At 77.2% G+C, this 15,927-nt stretch carries 15 protein-coding genes; 5 read left to right on the top strand and 10 right to left on the bottom strand.

Annotation, left to right across the window (positions count from 1 at the left end; genetic code table 11):
• The first annotated feature begins 41 nt into the window (after positions 1 to 41).
• Both EDC03_RS13380 and EDC03_RS13375 read left to right on the top strand, forming a co-directional pair.
• Complete coding sequence (locus EDC03_RS13380; protein WP_123380756.1) at positions 42 to 1,181, top strand: LLM class flavin-dependent oxidoreductase; 1,140 nt, start codon at positions 42 to 44, stop codon at positions 1,179 to 1,181.
• Entirely contained in the window at positions 1,178 to 1,672 is a 495-nt protein-coding gene (locus EDC03_RS13375; protein WP_123380755.1) for an NAD(P)H-dependent oxidoreductase, read from the top strand. The genes EDC03_RS13380 and EDC03_RS13375 overlap by 4 nt, the downstream gene beginning before the upstream one ends.
• Before the next feature lie 10 nt (positions 1,673 to 1,682).
• On the opposite strand, the gene EDC03_RS13370 is transcribed toward EDC03_RS13375, so the two are convergent.
• From EDC03_RS13370 to EDC03_RS13360, 3 genes are all read right to left on the bottom strand, one after another.
• Positions 1,683 to 2,480 (bottom strand): SDR family oxidoreductase, encoded by a 798-nt coding sequence (locus EDC03_RS13370; RefSeq protein WP_123380754.1) that lies wholly within the window; start codon positions 2,478 to 2,480, stop codon positions 1,683 to 1,685.
• On the bottom strand, positions 2,477 to 3,457 hold the full coding sequence (locus EDC03_RS13365; protein WP_123380753.1) for a PfkB family carbohydrate kinase: 981 nt from the start codon (positions 3,455 to 3,457) through the stop codon (positions 2,477 to 2,479). The genes EDC03_RS13370 and EDC03_RS13365 overlap by 4 nt, the downstream gene beginning before the upstream one ends.
• A gap of 62 nt (positions 3,458 to 3,519) precedes the next feature.
• Positions 3,520 to 4,176, bottom strand: coding sequence for a transaldolase family protein (locus EDC03_RS13360; protein WP_158674308.1), 657 nt, complete (start codon positions 4,174 to 4,176; stop codon positions 3,520 to 3,522).
• 108 nt (positions 4,177 to 4,284) lie between these two features.
• Between EDC03_RS13360 and EDC03_RS13355 the strand changes: the two genes are divergently transcribed.
• The gene (locus EDC03_RS13355) at positions 4,285 to 5,232 is read left to right on the top strand and encodes a sugar-binding transcriptional regulator (RefSeq protein WP_123380751.1); all 948 of its coding nucleotides are present in this window, start codon (positions 4,285 to 4,287) and stop codon (positions 5,230 to 5,232) included.
• A 27-nt stretch (positions 5,233 to 5,259) separates the two neighbouring features.
• Here EDC03_RS13355 and mnhG read toward each other — a convergent pair whose 3' ends face one another.
• From mnhG to EDC03_RS13320, 7 genes are all read right to left on the bottom strand, one after another.
• Positions 5,260 to 5,787 (bottom strand): monovalent cation/H(+) antiporter subunit G, encoded by a 528-nt coding sequence (gene mnhG / locus EDC03_RS13350; RefSeq protein ID WP_241967193.1) that lies wholly within the window; start codon positions 5,785 to 5,787, stop codon positions 5,260 to 5,262.
• A complete protein-coding gene (locus EDC03_RS13345) occupies positions 5,784 to 6,059 on the bottom strand; it encodes an MrpF/PhaF family protein (RefSeq protein WP_123380750.1) in 276 nt (91 codons plus the stop codon). Before EDC03_RS13345 ends, mnhG begins: the two co-directional genes overlap by 4 nt.
• The gene (locus EDC03_RS13340) at positions 6,059 to 6,811 is read right to left on the bottom strand and encodes a Na+/H+ antiporter subunit E (RefSeq protein WP_123380749.1); all 753 of its coding nucleotides are present in this window, start codon (positions 6,809 to 6,811) and stop codon (positions 6,059 to 6,061) included. The genes EDC03_RS13345 and EDC03_RS13340 overlap by 1 nt, the downstream gene beginning before the upstream one ends.
• Complete coding sequence (locus tag EDC03_RS13335) at positions 6,808 to 8,601, bottom strand: Na+/H+ antiporter subunit D (RefSeq protein ID WP_123380913.1); 1,794 nt, start codon at positions 8,599 to 8,601, stop codon at positions 6,808 to 6,810. Before EDC03_RS13335 ends, EDC03_RS13340 begins: the two co-directional genes overlap by 4 nt.
• A gap of 53 nt (positions 8,602 to 8,654) precedes the next feature.
• The gene (locus EDC03_RS13330) at positions 8,655 to 9,197 is read right to left on the bottom strand and encodes a Na(+)/H(+) antiporter subunit C (protein WP_123380748.1); all 543 of its coding nucleotides are present in this window, start codon (positions 9,195 to 9,197) and stop codon (positions 8,655 to 8,657) included.
• Positions 9,194 to 12,274, bottom strand: coding sequence for a Na+/H+ antiporter subunit A (locus EDC03_RS13325; RefSeq protein ID WP_123380747.1), 3,081 nt, complete (start codon positions 12,272 to 12,274; stop codon positions 9,194 to 9,196). Before EDC03_RS13325 ends, EDC03_RS13330 begins: the two co-directional genes overlap by 4 nt.
• 246 nt (positions 12,275 to 12,520) lie before the next feature.
• Positions 12,521 to 13,471: an SMP-30/gluconolactonase/LRE family protein gene (locus EDC03_RS13320; protein WP_123380746.1), complete on the bottom strand. Its 951-nt coding sequence runs from the start codon at positions 13,469 to 13,471 to the stop codon at positions 12,521 to 12,523.
• Positions 13,472 to 13,580: 109 nt separating this feature from the next.
• Here EDC03_RS13320 and EDC03_RS13315 point away from each other — a divergent pair, with 109 nt between their 5' ends.
• Together EDC03_RS13315 and EDC03_RS13310 are read left to right on the top strand one after the other, a co-directional pair.
• The gene (locus EDC03_RS13315; RefSeq protein WP_123380745.1) at positions 13,581 to 14,630 is read left to right on the top strand and encodes a PAC2 family protein; all 1,050 of its coding nucleotides are present in this window, start codon (positions 13,581 to 13,583) and stop codon (positions 14,628 to 14,630) included.
• Positions 14,631 to 14,926: 296 nt separating this feature from the next.
• On the top strand, positions 14,927 to 15,925 hold the full coding sequence (locus EDC03_RS13310) for an EamA family transporter (protein WP_199720247.1): 999 nt from the start codon (positions 14,927 to 14,929) through the stop codon (positions 15,923 to 15,925).
• Positions 15,926 to 15,927 lie beyond the last annotated feature (2 nt).

Below are 15,927 nucleotides of genomic sequence, written 5' to 3'. Positions count from 1 at the left end.
ACCCGCCACCACCCCACCCGCACCGCTGACGAGGAGAGACCGTGCCGATCCAGTTCCTGGGCATCGCCGCCACCCACGACGGCTCCGAGACGACCCCCCGCTCGGGGCCGAGCTTCGACAAGGACTACACGCTGCGCCTGGGCCGGGCGCACGAGGACTGGGGCTGGGACCGGGTCCTCTTCGCCTACGGGTCCGGCTCCCCCGAGCCCTCGGCCGCGGCGGCCTTCCTGCTGTCGCGCACCGAGCGGCTGCAGGTGCTGCTCGCGCACCGCCCCAACGTCAGCTACCCGACCTTCGCGGCGAAGACCTTCGCCACCCTCGACCGCATCGGCGACGGGCGGCTCGCCGTCCACTTCATCACCGGCGGCACGGACGCCGAGCAGCAGCGCGAGGGCGACTACCTCACGAAGGACGAGCGCTACCGGCGCACCCGCGAGTACATCCAGGTGGTGAAGAAGGCCTGGACCTCCCACGAGGCCTTCGACTGGGACGGGGAGTTCTACCGGTTCGCCGACTTCGTCAGCGACACCTTCCCCGTCCAGCAGCCCCGGCCGGACGTCTCCTTCGGCGGGTCGTCGGACGCCGCCTACGCCGCCGGCGGCGCGGAGGCCGACGTCTTCGCGCTGTGGGGCGAGCCGCTGGCCGAGACGGCCGCCCAGATCGACCGGGTGCACGCCGCCGCCCGCGCCGCGGGGCGCACCGACCTGCCCCGCATCCAGGTCGCCTTCCGGCCGATCATCGCGCCCACCGAGGAGCTGGCCTGGGAGAAGGCGCACCGCACCGTCGAGCGCATCGAGGCGCGCACCGCCGGCGGGCGGCAGCCCCTCACCCGCCGCCACCCGCTCACGGCGCCCGAGAACACCGGCTCCCAGCGGCTGCTGGCCATCGCCGAGCGCGGCGAGCGCTTCGACCGCGCGCTCTGGACGCCGACGGCGCGGGCCACCGGCGGCGCCGGCAACTCGAACGCCCTCGTGGGCACGCCCGAGACGGTCGCGCAGGCGCTGCTCGACTACGTCGACCTCGGCGTCGACATCATCTCGATGCGCGGGTACGACCTCCTCGGCGACGCGATCGACGTCGGCCGGTACGTGCTCCCGCTCGTCCGCGAGGGGGTGGCGAAGCGCGACGCCGCCGCGGCCGCCCGGCGGGACGCACCGGAGCCGCAGCCGGCGAGCGCATGAGCACCGTCGCCGTCGTCGGCAACCCCCGTCCGCGCTCGCGCACCCGGGCGGCCGCCGAGCTCGTCGTCGAACGCCTGACCGGGGCGCCGCCGGACCTCGTCGTCGACGTCGCCGACCTCGGCGCGGGGCTGTTGGACCCGGCCGACGCCGCCGCCGCCGGAGCCGTCGCGGCGCTGGCCGCGGCCGACGTCGCGGTCGTGGCGAGCCCCACGTACAAGGCCACCTACACCGGGCTGCTCAAGCTGTTCCTCGACCGGGTCGGCACGGGCGACCTCGCCGGCGTCGTGGCCGTCCCGCTCATGCTCGGCGGCGGGCCGACGCACGCCCTGGCCCCCGAGCTGCTGCTCAAGCCCGTCCTCGTCGAGCTGGGCGCCACGGCGCCGACCCGCGGGCTCTACCTCGTGGACCGGGCGTGGGACGAGCCGGGCCCGCTCGACGCCTGGCTGGCGGCGGCCGGGCCGCAGGTCGCCGCGGCGCGCCGCAGGGCCTGAGGCGGGCGGCTCAGCCGCCCGCCTCGGCGAGGCTCCAGAGCGTCCAGACGCCCGTCCGCATCCGCCGGGGCTGGCGCAGGACGGTGACGACGGCCGCGGCGACGTCGTCGGGGCGCAGGAAGTCGCCGTCCTCGGGCGCCGCGTCGCCGAACCGACCCGTCGCGGCGGCGAAGGAGGTGTTGACGGCCGCGGGCGCGACGACGGTCGCGCGGATGCCCTCGTGCCGGGTCTCGCGGTCGAGCGAGGTGGCCAGCTGCATCTGCGCGGCCTTCGTGCCCGCGTAGACGGCCTCCTCGCCGCCGCCGGACCCGAGCCCCGCCACCGAGCCGACGACGACGACGTCGCCGCCGTCGCCCTGGGCGCGGAAGCGGCGCAGGGCGGCCCGGGCCAGCCAGACCGTGGCCGTGAAGTTCGTGGCGACCATGGCGAGGACCTGGTCCTCGTCCTGGTCGAGGAGCCCGCCGAAGTACCCCACGCCGGCGTTGGCGACGACGCTGTCGACCCGCCCCCAGGCCTCCGCCCCGGCCGCGACGAGCCGCTCGGCGTTGCCGGGGTCGCCCACGTCGCCGCCGACGACGACGAGCCGCTCGCGGCCCCACCGCCCGAAGAGGTCGTCGAGCCGGCCCGGGTGCAGCTCGGCGGCGACCACCCGGGCGCCGGCCGCCAGCAGCTGCTCCGTCGTGGCCCGGCCGATGCCGGAGCCCGCGCCCGTGACGACGACGACGCCGTCGCGCAGGTCCCGCACCTGCGGCCCGCCCGCACCCGTCGTGGGGGCGGCGGCGTCGTGCGGCTCCTGCGGTGCGGTCATGACGGGCTCCCGGGCGTGGGCGTGGCGGCGGAGGTGGTCGTGGGGGTCGGCGGCGCGGCGAGGTCGTCGAGGTCTGCCCGGGTGGGCGGGTCCGCGCCGGGGCGCGAGCACGTGAGCGCGGCGCACCGCGCGGCGATGATGCCCATCGCCGTGAGCCGCTCGGCCGTGAAGAGGTGGCCCGCGCGGAGCTCGTCGGGCGTCCGGCCGGCGTCGAGGAGGTCGGCCAGCCCGGCGAGGAGCGCGGCCGTGAAGGAGTCGCCGGCCCCGACGGTGTCGACGACGTCCACCACGTGCGGCGGCACCGCCACCGTGGCCGCGCGCGAGGCCAGGAGGGCGCCGGCCGCGCCCCGGGTGACGACGACGACGGCGGGCCCCTCCTCGAGCAGCGCCGCGACGACCTCCTCGGGCGTGCGTCCGGGGAAGAGCCAGGCGGCGTCCTCGTCGCTCGTCTTCACGAGGACGGCCCGGCGGGCGAGGACCCCGACGCGACGCAGCGCAGCCGTGCGGCCCCCCATGAGCGCCGGGCGGACGTTGGGGTCGAACGTCAGCAGGCACCGGGCGGGAAGGGCGTCGGCGAGGGCCTCCACGGCCGCGCCGCCCGGCTCGACGAAGGCCCCGAGGGACCCGGTGTGCACGAGGGCCGGCAGCTCGGCCGCAGGCGGGGGCGTGAAGGTCCACTCGACGTCGAAGTCGTACTCCGCCGACCCGTCGGGACGCAGGCGCGCCACGGACGTCGAGGTGGGCGTGGCCCGCGCCGACCCGGCCGTCACGCGCACCCCGGCGGCGGCGAGGTGCTCGCGGAGGAGACGGCCGCGGGCGTCCGGCCCCACGGACGTGGCCAGCTCGACCGGCGTCCCGAGGCGGGCCAGGCCCACCGCGACGTTGTACGACGAGCCGCCCGGGTGCTCGCGGGTGGTCGTGCCGTCGTCGACGACGTCGACGAGGGCCTCGCCGACCGCCAGGACCGACGTCCTCATGGCGTCCTCCTCCTCGAGGGCGTGCGGGGGCGACGGGCCGCCCGCGGGGCAGGGGTCCCGGGTCAGGACGTGGCGGCGACGGCGTCCTCGAACGCGGTGACGGCCGTGGCCGTCAGCTGCTCGGTGAAGAAGGCCTCCGCGACGGCGGGCGCCATGGTGAAGGCGCCGACCCCGGCCCGGGCCAGGCGCACGACGCTCGCGACGTCGCGCAGGCTCGCGACGAGGACCTCGGTGGGGGACCCGGTGGCGCGCAGCAGCTCGTGCATCGCGACCACCTCGGCGTGGCCGTCGCGGCCCGCGGAGTCGAGCCGGCCGAGGTACGGGGCGACGTAGGTGGCGCCGGCCCCGGCGGCGAGGACCGCCTGCCCGGGGGCGTAGACCGCGGTGAGGAGGGTCCTGACGCCGCGGGCCGCCAGCCGCGCGCACGCGGCGGTGCCCTCGCGCGACGCCACGAGCTTGACGACGACCTCGTCCCCCAGCTCGCGCAGCCGCAGGCCCCGCTCGACGAGCACGTCGACCTCGCGGCCCCAGGACTGGAAGAAGACCTCGCGGGCGCCGGCGTCGACGGCCCACCGGTGCACGTCCGCGGCCGCGGCCACGCCGAGACCGGCGCGCTGGAGGATCGTCGGGTTGGTGGTGAGGCCCTCGAAGAGGCCCGTCCCCAGCAGGTCGACGGCGACGTCCCGCTCGGCGGTGTCGAGGAACAGTCGGACGGCCACGGCACGTCTCCTTCGTCGGTCCGGCGCCCGCTCGTTCGAGCGCGCGACGCTCATGTGCGAGTAGTCTGCTGCGGGTCCGGCGAGCACGTCAAGCAAGGGAGCACGCCCATGGACGACGACGTCCTCGTCGCCGCGGTGGCCCGGCGCCACTTCGTCGAGGAGGTCAGCAAGTCGCAGATCGCCGACGAGATGGGCGTGTCCCGCTTCAAGGTGGCGCGGCTGCTCGACCAGGCCCGGCGCGACGGCGTCGTGACGATCGAGGTGCGCACGCCCACCCACGTCGACCTCCCGCTGTCCGAGCGGGTCGCCCGGCTCTTCTCGCTGCGGCAGGTCGTGGCGGTCCGGCCCGCGGACCCCGGGCCGGCCGGGCTGCGGCGGGCGCTGGGCGCCGCGTGCGGGTCCCTGCTGGCGCACCGGCTGACGGAGGACGACGTCCTCGGCGTCTCCTGGGGGCGGACGCTGCAGGCCCTGGCCGACGAGTCCCCCGCCCTCCCCCCGGCCGACGTCGTCCAGCTCGTGGGGAGCATCCCCGGCGTCGACCTCGACGTGGGACCGCTCGAGCTCGTGCGTCGGCTGGGCCACCGCACCGGCGGCCGCGTCCACCCCCTGCACGTGCCGGCCGTCCTGCCCGAGCCGGGGCTGGCGGCGGCCCTGCGGGCGACCGACCCCGTGCGCGCGACCCTCGCCGCGCACGAGCGGCTCACCCACGCCGTGGTCGGCGTCGGCGCCTGGGCCCCCACCGGGTCGTCGCTGCGCCCCCTCCTGCCGCCGGACGTCGTCCGCGCGTGCGAGGAGGCCGGCGCCGTCGCCGAGACCTGCTCGACCGTCCTCGACGCCGAGGGGCAGGTCGTCGCGGGGAGCCTCGTGCCCGACCACTGCGTCGCGGTCACCACCGACCGGCTCCGCGCCGTCCGGGACGTCGTGGCGGTCGCCGCCGGCGCCGAGAAGGTCGAGGCCGTGCGCGCCGTCGTCCGTGCCGGGCTCGTCCACCACCTCGTGACCGACGTCCCCACCGCGCGGGCCCTGCTGGCGGGCGTCGAGGGCCCGGAGGGCTGAGGCGGGCCCCGCCGCGGGGTCGACGGGTCAGCGGCCGGGGCTCGTGCTGCCGTCCGCCGGCCGGTCGTCGTCGGTGCGCCCGTCGTCGACGGCGGCGCCGCCCGGCACGCGCACGCACCCGTCGGGCAGGCCGCCCTCGGGCTCGTCGTGCCCCTCGAGGCGGCTCAGCTCGTCGACGAGCAGGAGGTCGCGGCGGACCTTGCCCGTCCGGTAGGCCGCCCGGCCGACCATGTGCGCCGCCACGGGCGCCGTGACGAGCTGGATGACGACGACGAGCGTGCTGATGCCCACCGCCGTCGCCGTGCGGACGTCGAGGGCCACCCCGATGGCGACGAGGACCACGCCGAGGGTCTGCGGCTTGGCGCCCGCGTGCAGGCGCGTGAGGACGTCGGGCAGCCGGAGCATGCCGAGCGCGGCCACGAGGGCCAGCGCCACCCCGGCGCCGACGCACACGAGCGCGAGGACGTCGAGCACCGCCCCGACCGGCCCGACGACACGCTCCTCGGCGGCCGCGGACCCGACCGCCGCGAGGACGGGGGCCGCCCCGCCGCTCACCGGGACTCCTTGGCCGCGAAGCGGGCCACCGAGACCGAGCCCACGAAGCCGACGAGCGAGAGCACGACGAGGACGGGCAGCGCCGTCGTCGTGTCGGTGAGGACGGCGTAGAGGCCGAAGGACGCGACGAGCACGACGACGAGGACGTCGAGGGCGACGACCCGGTCGAGGATGGTCGGGCCCATGACGGCCCGGGCGACGACGCAGAGGGCCGCGACGAGCAGGGCCGAGCCGAGCACGAGCGCGACGACGAGGGTGCCGGTGGGGAGCATCAGGGCTGGTCCTCTCGGGGGGCGGCGTGGCGGCCGCGCGGCCGGCCCGCGGCGGGCTGCTCGGCGGGCGCGGTCACCGCGGGGGTGGGCTCCGCGGGGGCGACGGCAGAGGCGGGGGCGCCGACCTCGTGGGCCGGCTCCCCCTGCCGGGCGGTCCGACCGCCGCCGTGGACGACGCGCCGGCGCACGGGCGGCCGGGGGTGGCGGCCGTGGCCGCTCGGGTCGCCCCGCTCGAGGTCCCCGACCTCCTCGTCGGTCCCGAAGGCGCGCACGACGCGAGCCTCGACCGCGAGCACGTCGCGGCGGGCCCGCTCGGCGGCCTCGAGGTCGGGGGTGTCGAGCGCGTGCACGAAGAGGCTCTGCGTCCCCGGCCGGACCTCGACGACGACGCTGCCGGGGACGAGCGAGATGAGCTCGGCCGTCGCGGTGAGGTGGGACAGGCTCGCCGTCCGCAGGTGGACCTCGAGCACCGAGCTCGTGGGGGCCCGGCGGGTGAGGACGACGAGCGCCACCTGCACGGACGCCACGACGACGTCGCGGACGAAGACGAGGAGCAGGCGCAGGGCCGCCACCGGCCGCACCGCTCCCGGGAAGCGCAGCGGCGGCTGCGGGAAGACGAGGACGACGAGCAGCCCCAGCAGGACGCCGGACAGCACGTTGGCCACGGACAGGTCCCCCCACAGGAGGACCCAGACGAGCGCCGTCCACACGAGGACGGGCCACTGGACGACGGCGCGGCGGGTGCGGCTCATCGGTCGCCCCCCTCGCCGCCGGGACCGGCGGCGCTGCCCGCGGTGCCGACGGCCTCGGCGCCGCCGCGACCTCCGACCGGGGCCAGCCCGGCGGCGGTCCCGTCGCCGAGCACCGCCTCGACGTAGGGGGCGCGCCCGCGCAGCTCCTCGGCCGCGCTCGAGGACACGGCGAGCAGCGGTCCGGCGAGGACGGTGAGCAGGAGGCCGAGCGCCACGAGGCCGGCCGTCGGCGCGACCATCCACGCGGGCAGCCGCCGCGCGTCGACGGGCAGCTCGGCGGTGTCCACGGCCGCACCGGTGAGGGCACCGGTGACCCGGCTCCCGTCGTCGCCGAGCACCGAGCCGCCACGAGCCTGGCGCGCGGCGTCCTCCCGGACCTCGACGCCGCCGACGCCGGTCACGGCCGTCGTCGCGGCCGGCACCTCCTCCTCGCGCGCCGCCGTCTCCTCCTCGCGCCCGACCGTCGAGGGACGGCTCCAGAAGGCACGGTTCCAGGCCTTCGCGACGGCGTAGAGGGTCAGCAGGCTCGTGAGGACGCCGGCGACGACGAGCACCATCGGCAGCGTCCCGCCGTCGGCCACGCCGGCCTGGACGAGGCCGACCTTGCCGAGGAAGCCGGACAGCGGGGGGATGCCCGCGAGGTTCATGGCCGGGACGAAGAAGAGGACGCCCAGCAGCGGCGAGAGGGCCGCCATCCCGCCGAGACGGTCCATCGACGTCGTCCCGCCCCGCCGCTCGACGAGGCCGGTGACGAGGAAGAGCGTCGTCTGCACGGTGATGTGGTGGATGACGTAGTAGACCGCCGCGGCCAGCCCGAGCTGCGACGACAGGGCGATGCCCATGACGAGGTAGCCGATGTGGCTGACGAGGGTGAAGGAGAGCAGACGCTTGATGTCCGTCTGCGCGACGGCGCCGAGGATGCCGACGAGCATCGTCGCCAGCGCCACGACGAGGAGGAGGTCGTCGAGCCGCCCGTCGGGGAAGAGCAGCGTCTGCGTCCGGATGATCGCGTAGATGCCGACCTTCGTCAGCAGGCCGGCGAACACCGCGGTGACCGGCGCGGGCGCCGTCGGGTAGGAGTCCGGCAGCCACGCCGACAGCGGGAAGACGGCCGCCTTGATGCCGAAGGCGACGAGCAGCAGGAGCTGGAGGGCCAGGCGGACGCCGTCGTCGAGCGCGTCGAGCCGCTCGGGCAGCTGGGCGAGGTTCGCCGTCCCCGTGGCCGCGTAGACGAGCGCGACGGCGGTGAGGAAGACGAGCGAGCTGGCGATGCTCACGACGACGTACGTCGAGCCGGCACGGATGCGGGCGCTCGTGCCGCCGAGCGTCAGCAGCACGAAGCTCGCCGCCAGCAGCATCTCGAAGCCGACGTAGAGGTTGAACAGGTCGCCCGAGAGGAAGGCGTTGCTGACGCCCGCGGACAGCACGAGGTAGGTGGGGTGGAAGATCGCGACGGGCGCGCCGTCGTCCCCGTCCGCGGCGCCCTGCGCCACGGAGTAGACGAGCACCGCGAGCGTCACCGCGCTCGAGACGCTGAGCATGAGCGTCGAGAGCTGGTCCGCGACGAGGTTGATGCCGACGCCGGAGTCCCAGCCGCCGACGGCGACGACGAGCGTCCCGACGTCCTGGACGGCCAGCAGCATGGCCAGCGCGGTGACGGCCACGACGGTCAGCGCGGTGATGCTCACGGCGGCCTGCGCACGGCGGTGCCGCGCGAGGGCGAGGGCGAGGCCCGCGCCGACGAGCGGCACGAGGACGGGCAGCGGGACGAGCGTCGGCCACTCGAGCACCTGGCCCTGGGTGGCCCGCTGGCCCTGGTCGGCGACGGCCGCGAGGAGGGGGATCACGCCGGGCCCCCGTCCCGGCGCCCGGCGGGGCGGCTGCCGCTGCCGGGGACGTGCCGCAGCGCGGTGTCGCCGACCGTGCGGTCGGCGCCCTCGGCGTCCTCCCCGGTGTCGGACCGGTCGTCGCTGCTGTCGTCAGGGTCGTAGCTGCCCGACGTCTCGTCGCGGACGGCGCGGTCGCGGACCTGGCGGTCCTCGACGTCGTCCTGGACCTCGTCGTGGCCGTGCAGCTGCCAGCTGCGGTAGGCCATCGCGAGGAGGAACGCCGTGAGGCCGAGGGTGATGACGATGGCGGTCAGCACGAAGGCCTGCGGGAGGCTGTCGCTCATGTCCTCCGGCTCGCTGCTGCCGACGAGCGGCGCGCTGCCGGCCCGGCCGCTGGCCACGAGGAACAGCACGTTGATGCCGTTCCCGAGGAGGATGACGCCGACGAGCACGCGGGTGAGGCTGCGCTCGAGGACGAGGTAGACGCCCGTCGCGACGAGGACGAAGACGACGCCGACGAGGACGACGGCGGGGGGCGCCGTCGTGACGCCGGTCACCGCGCACCGCCCGGGTGCCCCGTGCCGCCGGCCGGCGTCGCGGCGGCGCCCGCCGCCGGGCGCTCGGGCTCGGGCTCGACCTCCCCGGACCCCTCGGTGAGGTCGCCCACCGAGCCGGAGATCGACAGGGCCGCCGTCGAGGAGGGGTCGCGCTCGGCGTCCGCCTCGATGTGCGCGTCGACCCCTCCCCCGAGGCTGCGGAGGACGTCGAGGACGAGGCCGATCACGAGCAGGTACACCCCGATGTCGAAGAAGAGGGCGGTCACGAGCTTGACCTCGCCGAGCACCGGCACCGTGGGCTCGAAGATCGCGCTCTGCAGCGGCGTGAAGCCGAGGAGGGCGGCGAGCAGGCCGACGCCGGCGGAGAGGAACAGGCCGCTGCCGAGCAGCAGGCCCGCGGGCACCGGGGCCGCGCGGTCGAGCTCGCGGCGGCCGCCGGACAGGTACCGGACCATGAGGGCGAGGCCCGCGACGAGCCCGCCGGCGAAGCCGCCGCCCGGCTGGTTGTGGCCGGCGAAGACGAGGTAGAGCGAGAAGAGCACGACGGTGTGGAAGGTGAGCCGCGTGACCGTCTCGAAGATGACCGAGCGGCGCTCGGCGGGCAGCTCCGGCGGGCCCTGCCACCGCCCGGCCGGGCGGACCTCCTCGGCGGGGGCGTCCCCGAGGTGGCCGTCGGCGCCGGCCGCGGTGCTCGCCGGGGCGGCGTCCGCGGCGTCGACGCTGCCGGTGGTGCCGCCGGGGCCGCGGTCGGCCGAGGCCAGCCGGGCCGCCTCCTCCTCCGCCTCGGCGCTGACGTCGAGGTGGCCGAACCGGCGGCCGAGGAAGACGAGGCTCGCGACGCCGGTGGCGGCGACGAGGAGCACCGACAGCTCGCCGACGGTGTCCCACGCGCGGATGTCGACGAGGATGACGTTGACGACGTTCCGGCCGCCGCCGAAGTCGTAGGCCTGCTCCGGGAAGACCGTGGAGATCGGCGTGGCGGTCCGCGCGGCCACGGCCACGAGCGCCAGGAGGCTGACGACGCCGCCCACCGCCACGGCGAGGCCGGCGCGCAGGAACCGGCTGCGGCGCAGCGGCCGGTCGGAGAAGTAGAGCGGCAGCCGGCGCAGGACGAGCACGAAGACGACGAGGCTCACCGTCTCCACGAGCACCTGCGTCAGCGCGAGGTCGGGCGCGCCGTGGAGGAGGAAGAGCAGCGCGACGCCGTACCCCGTGACGCCGAGGAGCACGGCCGCCTTGAGGCGGCGGCGGGCCCGGACGGTGGCCACGGCGGCGACGGCCACGACGACGCCCGCGGCCAGCTGCGCGGGGGTGTCCCACAGCCGGACCGGGGCGTCCCACGGGCCGGCGAGGACCGCGGCGGTCCCGGGCCCGACGACGAGGACGACGAAGATCACGGCGAGGTAGGCGGGCAGGGAGCCGCGCTGCGTGGCACCCGTCGCCTCGACGGCGAGGCGCTCGACGAGCCGGACGAGGCGGCCGTAGCCGCGCTCGGTGTCGACGAGCACCGGCGCCAGGGCCTGCGCCCGCACGACCCGGCGCCGCCCGAGGAAGAGCAGCGCGCCGACGGCCAGGGTGAGCAGCGAGAGGCCGAAGGACGCCGTCAGCCCGTACCAGGGACGCAGGTACACCTCGGGCTCGCCGACCGTGAGGACGTACGGCTCCAGGACGCGCTGCCAGGCCGGCCCGGCGAGGCCGAGCACGAGGCCGGACACCGCGAGGACGACGGGCACGCCGGTCAGCAGGGGCCCCGGCGCGTGCACCGGGGTGGGCTGCCGGCCCTTGGCGGCGAAGGCGCCCCAGAGGAAGCGCGCCGTGTACCCGGCCGTGAGGCAGGAGCCGAGCACGACGCCGACGAGCGCGGCCGTCGCGAGCGACGACCCGCCGTGCAGCAGCGCGTCGAACGCCGACTCCTTGGCGGCGAAGCCCGCCATCGGCGTGACCCCCGCCATCGACAGGGCCGCGAGGACGGCCGCGGCCGTCAGCACGGGCATCTGCCGCGGCAGCCCGGAGAGCCGCCGCAGGTCGCGGGTGCCGGTGGCGTGGTCGATCGCGCCGACCGTGAGGAAGAGCGTCGACTTGAAGAGGGCGTGGGCGCAGACGAGCGCCAGGCCGGCGAGCGCGCCGTCGGGGCCGCCGAGGCCCACGACCACGGTCATGAAGCCCAGCTGGCTGACGGTGCCGTAGGCGAGGAGCAGCTTGAGGTCGTGCTGCCGCAGCGCCCGGTACCCGCCGACGAGCATCGTCACGACGCCGAGGGTGAGGACGAGCGGCCGCCAGACGGGGACGTCGGCGAAGCCGGGCGCGAGGCGGGCCAGCAGGTAGACGCCGGCCTTCACCATCGCCGCGGCGTGGAGGTAGGCGCTGACCGGCGTCGGCGCGGCCATGGCGCTCGGCAGCCACAGCGAGAACGGCCAGATCGCGGACTTCGACAGCGCGCCGACGAGCACGAGCACGAGGCCGGCCGTCACCACGCCGCTGGGAGCGGGCGGCGCGGCGACGAGCTCGGACAGCCGGTAGGTGCCCGCGGCCTCACCGAGCAGGACGAGCCCGACGAGCATCGCCAGGCCGCCGAAGGTCGTCACGACGAGCGCGCGCATGGCGGCGAGGCGGCTGCTGCGCTGCTCGGTGAGGTGCCCGATGAGCAGGTAGGAGAAGACCGTCGTCAGCTCCCACATGACGTAGAGCAGGAGCAGGTCGTCGGCGAGGACGAGCGCGAGCATCGCGCCCGCGAAGGCCACGAGGACGCCGGCGAAGCGGCCGAGGCCCGTCTCGCCGTCGTCGAAGTAGGCCGCGCAGTAGGCGAGGACGAGGGCCCCGACGCCGGCGACGAGCAGCCCGAGGACGAGCGCGAGGCCGTCCACCCGGAAGGCCAGCTCGAGCTGCAGCAGCGGCGCCCAGGCGACGGTCTCGACCCGGTCGCCGCCCGCCTGGACGGTCGGCAGCTGCGCGACGAGCCAGGCGCAGGACGCCAGCGGCACGAGCGCCAGCAGGAGGAAGGCCCGACGGCCCAGGAGCCGGACGAGCGTGGGCGCGACGAGCGCGGCGACGGCGTGGGCGCCGATCAGGACGGTCATCCGGCCACCCGGCCTCTCAGGTCGGCGGCCGCCGCCGTCCGCACCGAGGTGCGCCCGAGGCGGCTGCGAGAAGAGCTGCGGGCGACGTCGCCGCCCGCCGGCCGGGACCTCGGCCCCCCGTCGAGACCGACCGCGCGGCGGCGGGCGGGAGGGGGCCGACCCTGCGGCCGTCCCGTCCAGTCTACGGGCGACGACGACGGGCGCCTGCCCGCGCCGTCCCGGGCCGGCCCGGGGCGGCGCCGGCGGTCAGCCCGCGAAGGGCGTCAGCGGGAGCCCGCGCACGCCCGGCCGGAGGTGGAAGAGGGCGCCCGCGGCCGGGTCCTCCCCCTCGTCGAGGCCGTCCGCCGACGTCGTGACGAAGAGGTCGGCGAGGTCCGGCCCGCCGAAGGCGCACGCCGTCACCTGCCGGGCGCCGACGTCGACGACGGCGAGCAGCTCGCCGTCGGGCGAGATGCGGTGGAGGGCCGAGCCGCCGAAGAGCGCGGCCCACACGCAGCCCTCCGCGTCGACGGCGAGCCCGTCGGGGCCGCCGCGCTCGTCGGGCGTCTCCCGGACGGGCGTGCGCGAGACGACCTCCCCGGCGTCGTCGAGGACGAGGCGGTCGAGGGACTGCGTCTGCGTGTCGTGGTACCAGGCCGCCGACCCGTCCGGGGTCCAGCCGAGGCCGTTGGAGATGGTGAGGCCCTCGAGCACGACGTGGACGGACAGGTCCGGGTCGAGGCGGTAGAGCGAGGCCGCGCCCCGCCGCTGGTCGTAGGCCATGGAGCCGACGAAGAAGCGGCCGTGTGGGTCGCAGCCGCCCTCGTTGAAGCGGACGCCGGGGTCGGACCAGACCTCGGGCAGCCGCCGGGGCGGCACCGCGCCGAGGTCGCCGGGGCCGAGGAGGGCCAGGCAGCGCTCGAGCGCCACGACGAGCCCGCCGTCCCGGCGCGGGCGGACGACGGCGAGGACGTCGCCGAGGTGGTCGCGGCGCACCGCGCCGTCGGCGACCTCCTCGCCCGCCCACCCGGGCGGGGGCGTCCACGACAGGAGGTCGCCGCGGAGCATGTCGACCCACCGCAGCGTCGCCTCGGCGGTGTCCCAGACGGGCCCCTCGCCGTGGTGGGCGAGCGGGGACGTCACCCGGCGGGCGGGCAGGTGCGGCACCTCCGGGCCCGCGTCGGGCGTGCTCGGGCGGCCGGCGGCGTCGTCGTCCATCCGCGCATCGTGCCCGAGGACGGGGCCGGCCGAGGGGTCGGCGACGGGGCGCGGGGCGGGCCGCGGGAGGGCCGGGATGCTCCGGGGCCGACGCGGTGTTGCAGCGGGCATGCTCGATCCCCTCGACCTCGTGGAGGTCTACGAGACCTCCGACCTCACCCCCGGCGAGCGACCCGTGCTCGTGCACGCGCTGCGCGGCTTCGTCGACGCCGGCCAGGCCGGCACCCTCGCCACCGGCGCCCTGCTGTCCGGGCTGGAGAACGAGGTCGTGGCGCGCATCGACGCCGACCAGCTCGTGGACTACCGCGACCGCCGGCCGCGCATGACCTTCCGCAGCGACCGCTTCGACGCCGTCGCGATGCCGGAGATCCTCCTGCACGCCGTCCGCGACGAGCGGGGCGCGCCCTTCCTGCTCCTCACCGGGCCGGAGCCCGACCTGCAGTGGGAGCGCTTCGCCGCGGCCGTCCGCCTGCTCGCCGAGCGCTTCGACGTCCGCATGGCCGTCGGCCTCCACGGCATCCCGTGGGCCTCGCCGCACACCCGTCCCGTCGGGCTCTCGCCGCACGCGTCGGACCGCTCGCTCATCGCGGGCCGGCCGCGCTGGATCGGCGAGGTCGAGGTGCCGGGCCACGTCGGCGCGCTCCTCGAGCAGCGCTTCGGCCAGGCGGGCGTGCCGTCCGTCGGCTTCACCGCCCACGTGCCGCACTACCTCGCGCAGGCGGAGTTCCCGCCGGCCGCGGTCGCGCTCCTCGACGCCCTCGCCGAGACCGCCGACCTCGCCCTGCCGACGGCGGACCTCCAGGCCGCGGGCGCGACCGTCCTCGAGGAGGTCGACCGCCAGGTCGCGGCGGACGAGGACACCCGCACCGCCGTCACGGCGATGGAGCGCACCTACGACGCCGTCCTCGCCGGCCGCGCCCTCGAGGGCCCCGGCCTCGCGACGCCGTCGCTGCCCGACGACGAGATGCCCGACGGCGAGGAGCTCGCCGCCGACCTCGAGGCCTACCTCCGCGGGCTCGACGAGTCCGGCGACGACCGCGACCGCCCCTGGGCGCCGGACCCCGGCCCCGCGGTCGGGGCGCCGGACCCGACCGCGGACCGGGCGGACGACGGGACGTCGGACGACGGCGACGGCGGGGACCCCGCCCCCCGCACCTGACCCACCGGGGACACGCCACCCCTTCCCCACTTCGCTGCCGAAGTCGGCTTCCGGGTCCTCCCTGGGACGACGTCGGCAGCGAAGTCGGGCCCCGGGGCGCTCGTTCCCCGACCTCGGCAGCGACGTCGACCTGACGATCTTCCGCCCGACGACGTCGGCAGCGACGTCGACGCCCAGAGGCTCCCGGGGCGACGTCGGGAAGGCTTCCGGGAGCCGACGTCGACAGCCACGTCCGCCGTGACGCCATCCCGCGGACGTGTCCGACGTCGCGCCTGCCGGCGGGGTAGGAAGCACGCGTGACCTCCCCGCCGGGCGCGACGACGACGCCCGCCCCCGGCCCTGTCGACCGGGTGCCCGCCCCGCTGCTCATGGCGGTGTCCATCGGGAGCGTCCAGACCGGCAGCGCCGTCGCGAGCACGCTGTTCCCCGTCCTCGGCGCGCCGGGCACCGTGCTCCTGCGGCTGCTGCTGGCGGGCCTGCTGCTCGCCGCCGTCCTGCGGCCGGCCGTGCACCGCTGGTCGGCGGGCGCGCTGGGCGGGTGCGCGCTCCTCGGCCTCGCGATGGCCGGGATGAACGGCCTCTTCTACCTCTCGCTCGACCGGCTGCCGCTCGGCGTCGCCGTGTCCGTCGAGCTGCTCGGCCCGCTCGTCCTGTCGGTCGTGCAGGCGCGGCGGGCGCAGGACGTCCTCTGGTCGGGGCTCGCCCTCGCGGGCGTCGTCCTCCTCGGCGCGCGGGCCCTCGGCGACGCCGGCGCAGGCGAGGGCCTCGACGTCCTCGGCCTCGTGCTCGCCGCCGCGGCCGGGGCCTGCTGGGCGGGCTACATCCTCGCGAGCGCCCGGGTCGGCCGGCTCGTGCCGGGCACCGGCGGGCTCGCCGTCTCCCTCCTCGTGGGCGCGGTGCTCGTGGCGCCCTTCGGCGTCGGGGGCGCGCTCGGGGTCGTCGAGCGGCCGGGCCTCCTCCTCGCCGTCCTCGCGGTCGCGCTGCTGTCGTCCGTCGTCCCCTACGGCGCCGACCTCGCCGCCCTGCGCCGCCTGCCCACGCGCGTCTACGCCGTCCTCATGAGCCTGCAGCCGCTGGCCGCCGCCCTGGCCGGCCTCGTCGTGCTCGGGCAGCTCCTCGCCCCCACGGAGGTCGTCGCGCTCGCGCTCGTCAGCGCCGCGAGCGCGGGCGTGGCGCTCAGCCGCCGCCGCGACGCCGCCCCGACGCCGGGCGACGTCGGCGCGGCCCGTCCGGAGGACGTCTCGCGCACGACCGGGCGCAGGACGCGCGGGCGTCGCCGCCGTCGCGTACAGTGAGG

Source organism: Pseudokineococcus lusitanus, assembly GCF_003751265.1.
Classification (GTDB): Bacteria; Actinomycetota; Actinomycetes; order Actinomycetales; family Quadrisphaeraceae; genus Pseudokineococcus; species Pseudokineococcus lusitanus.
Note: the sequence above shows the minus strand (reverse complement) of the source record. Positions and strands in the feature narration are given on the sequence as shown.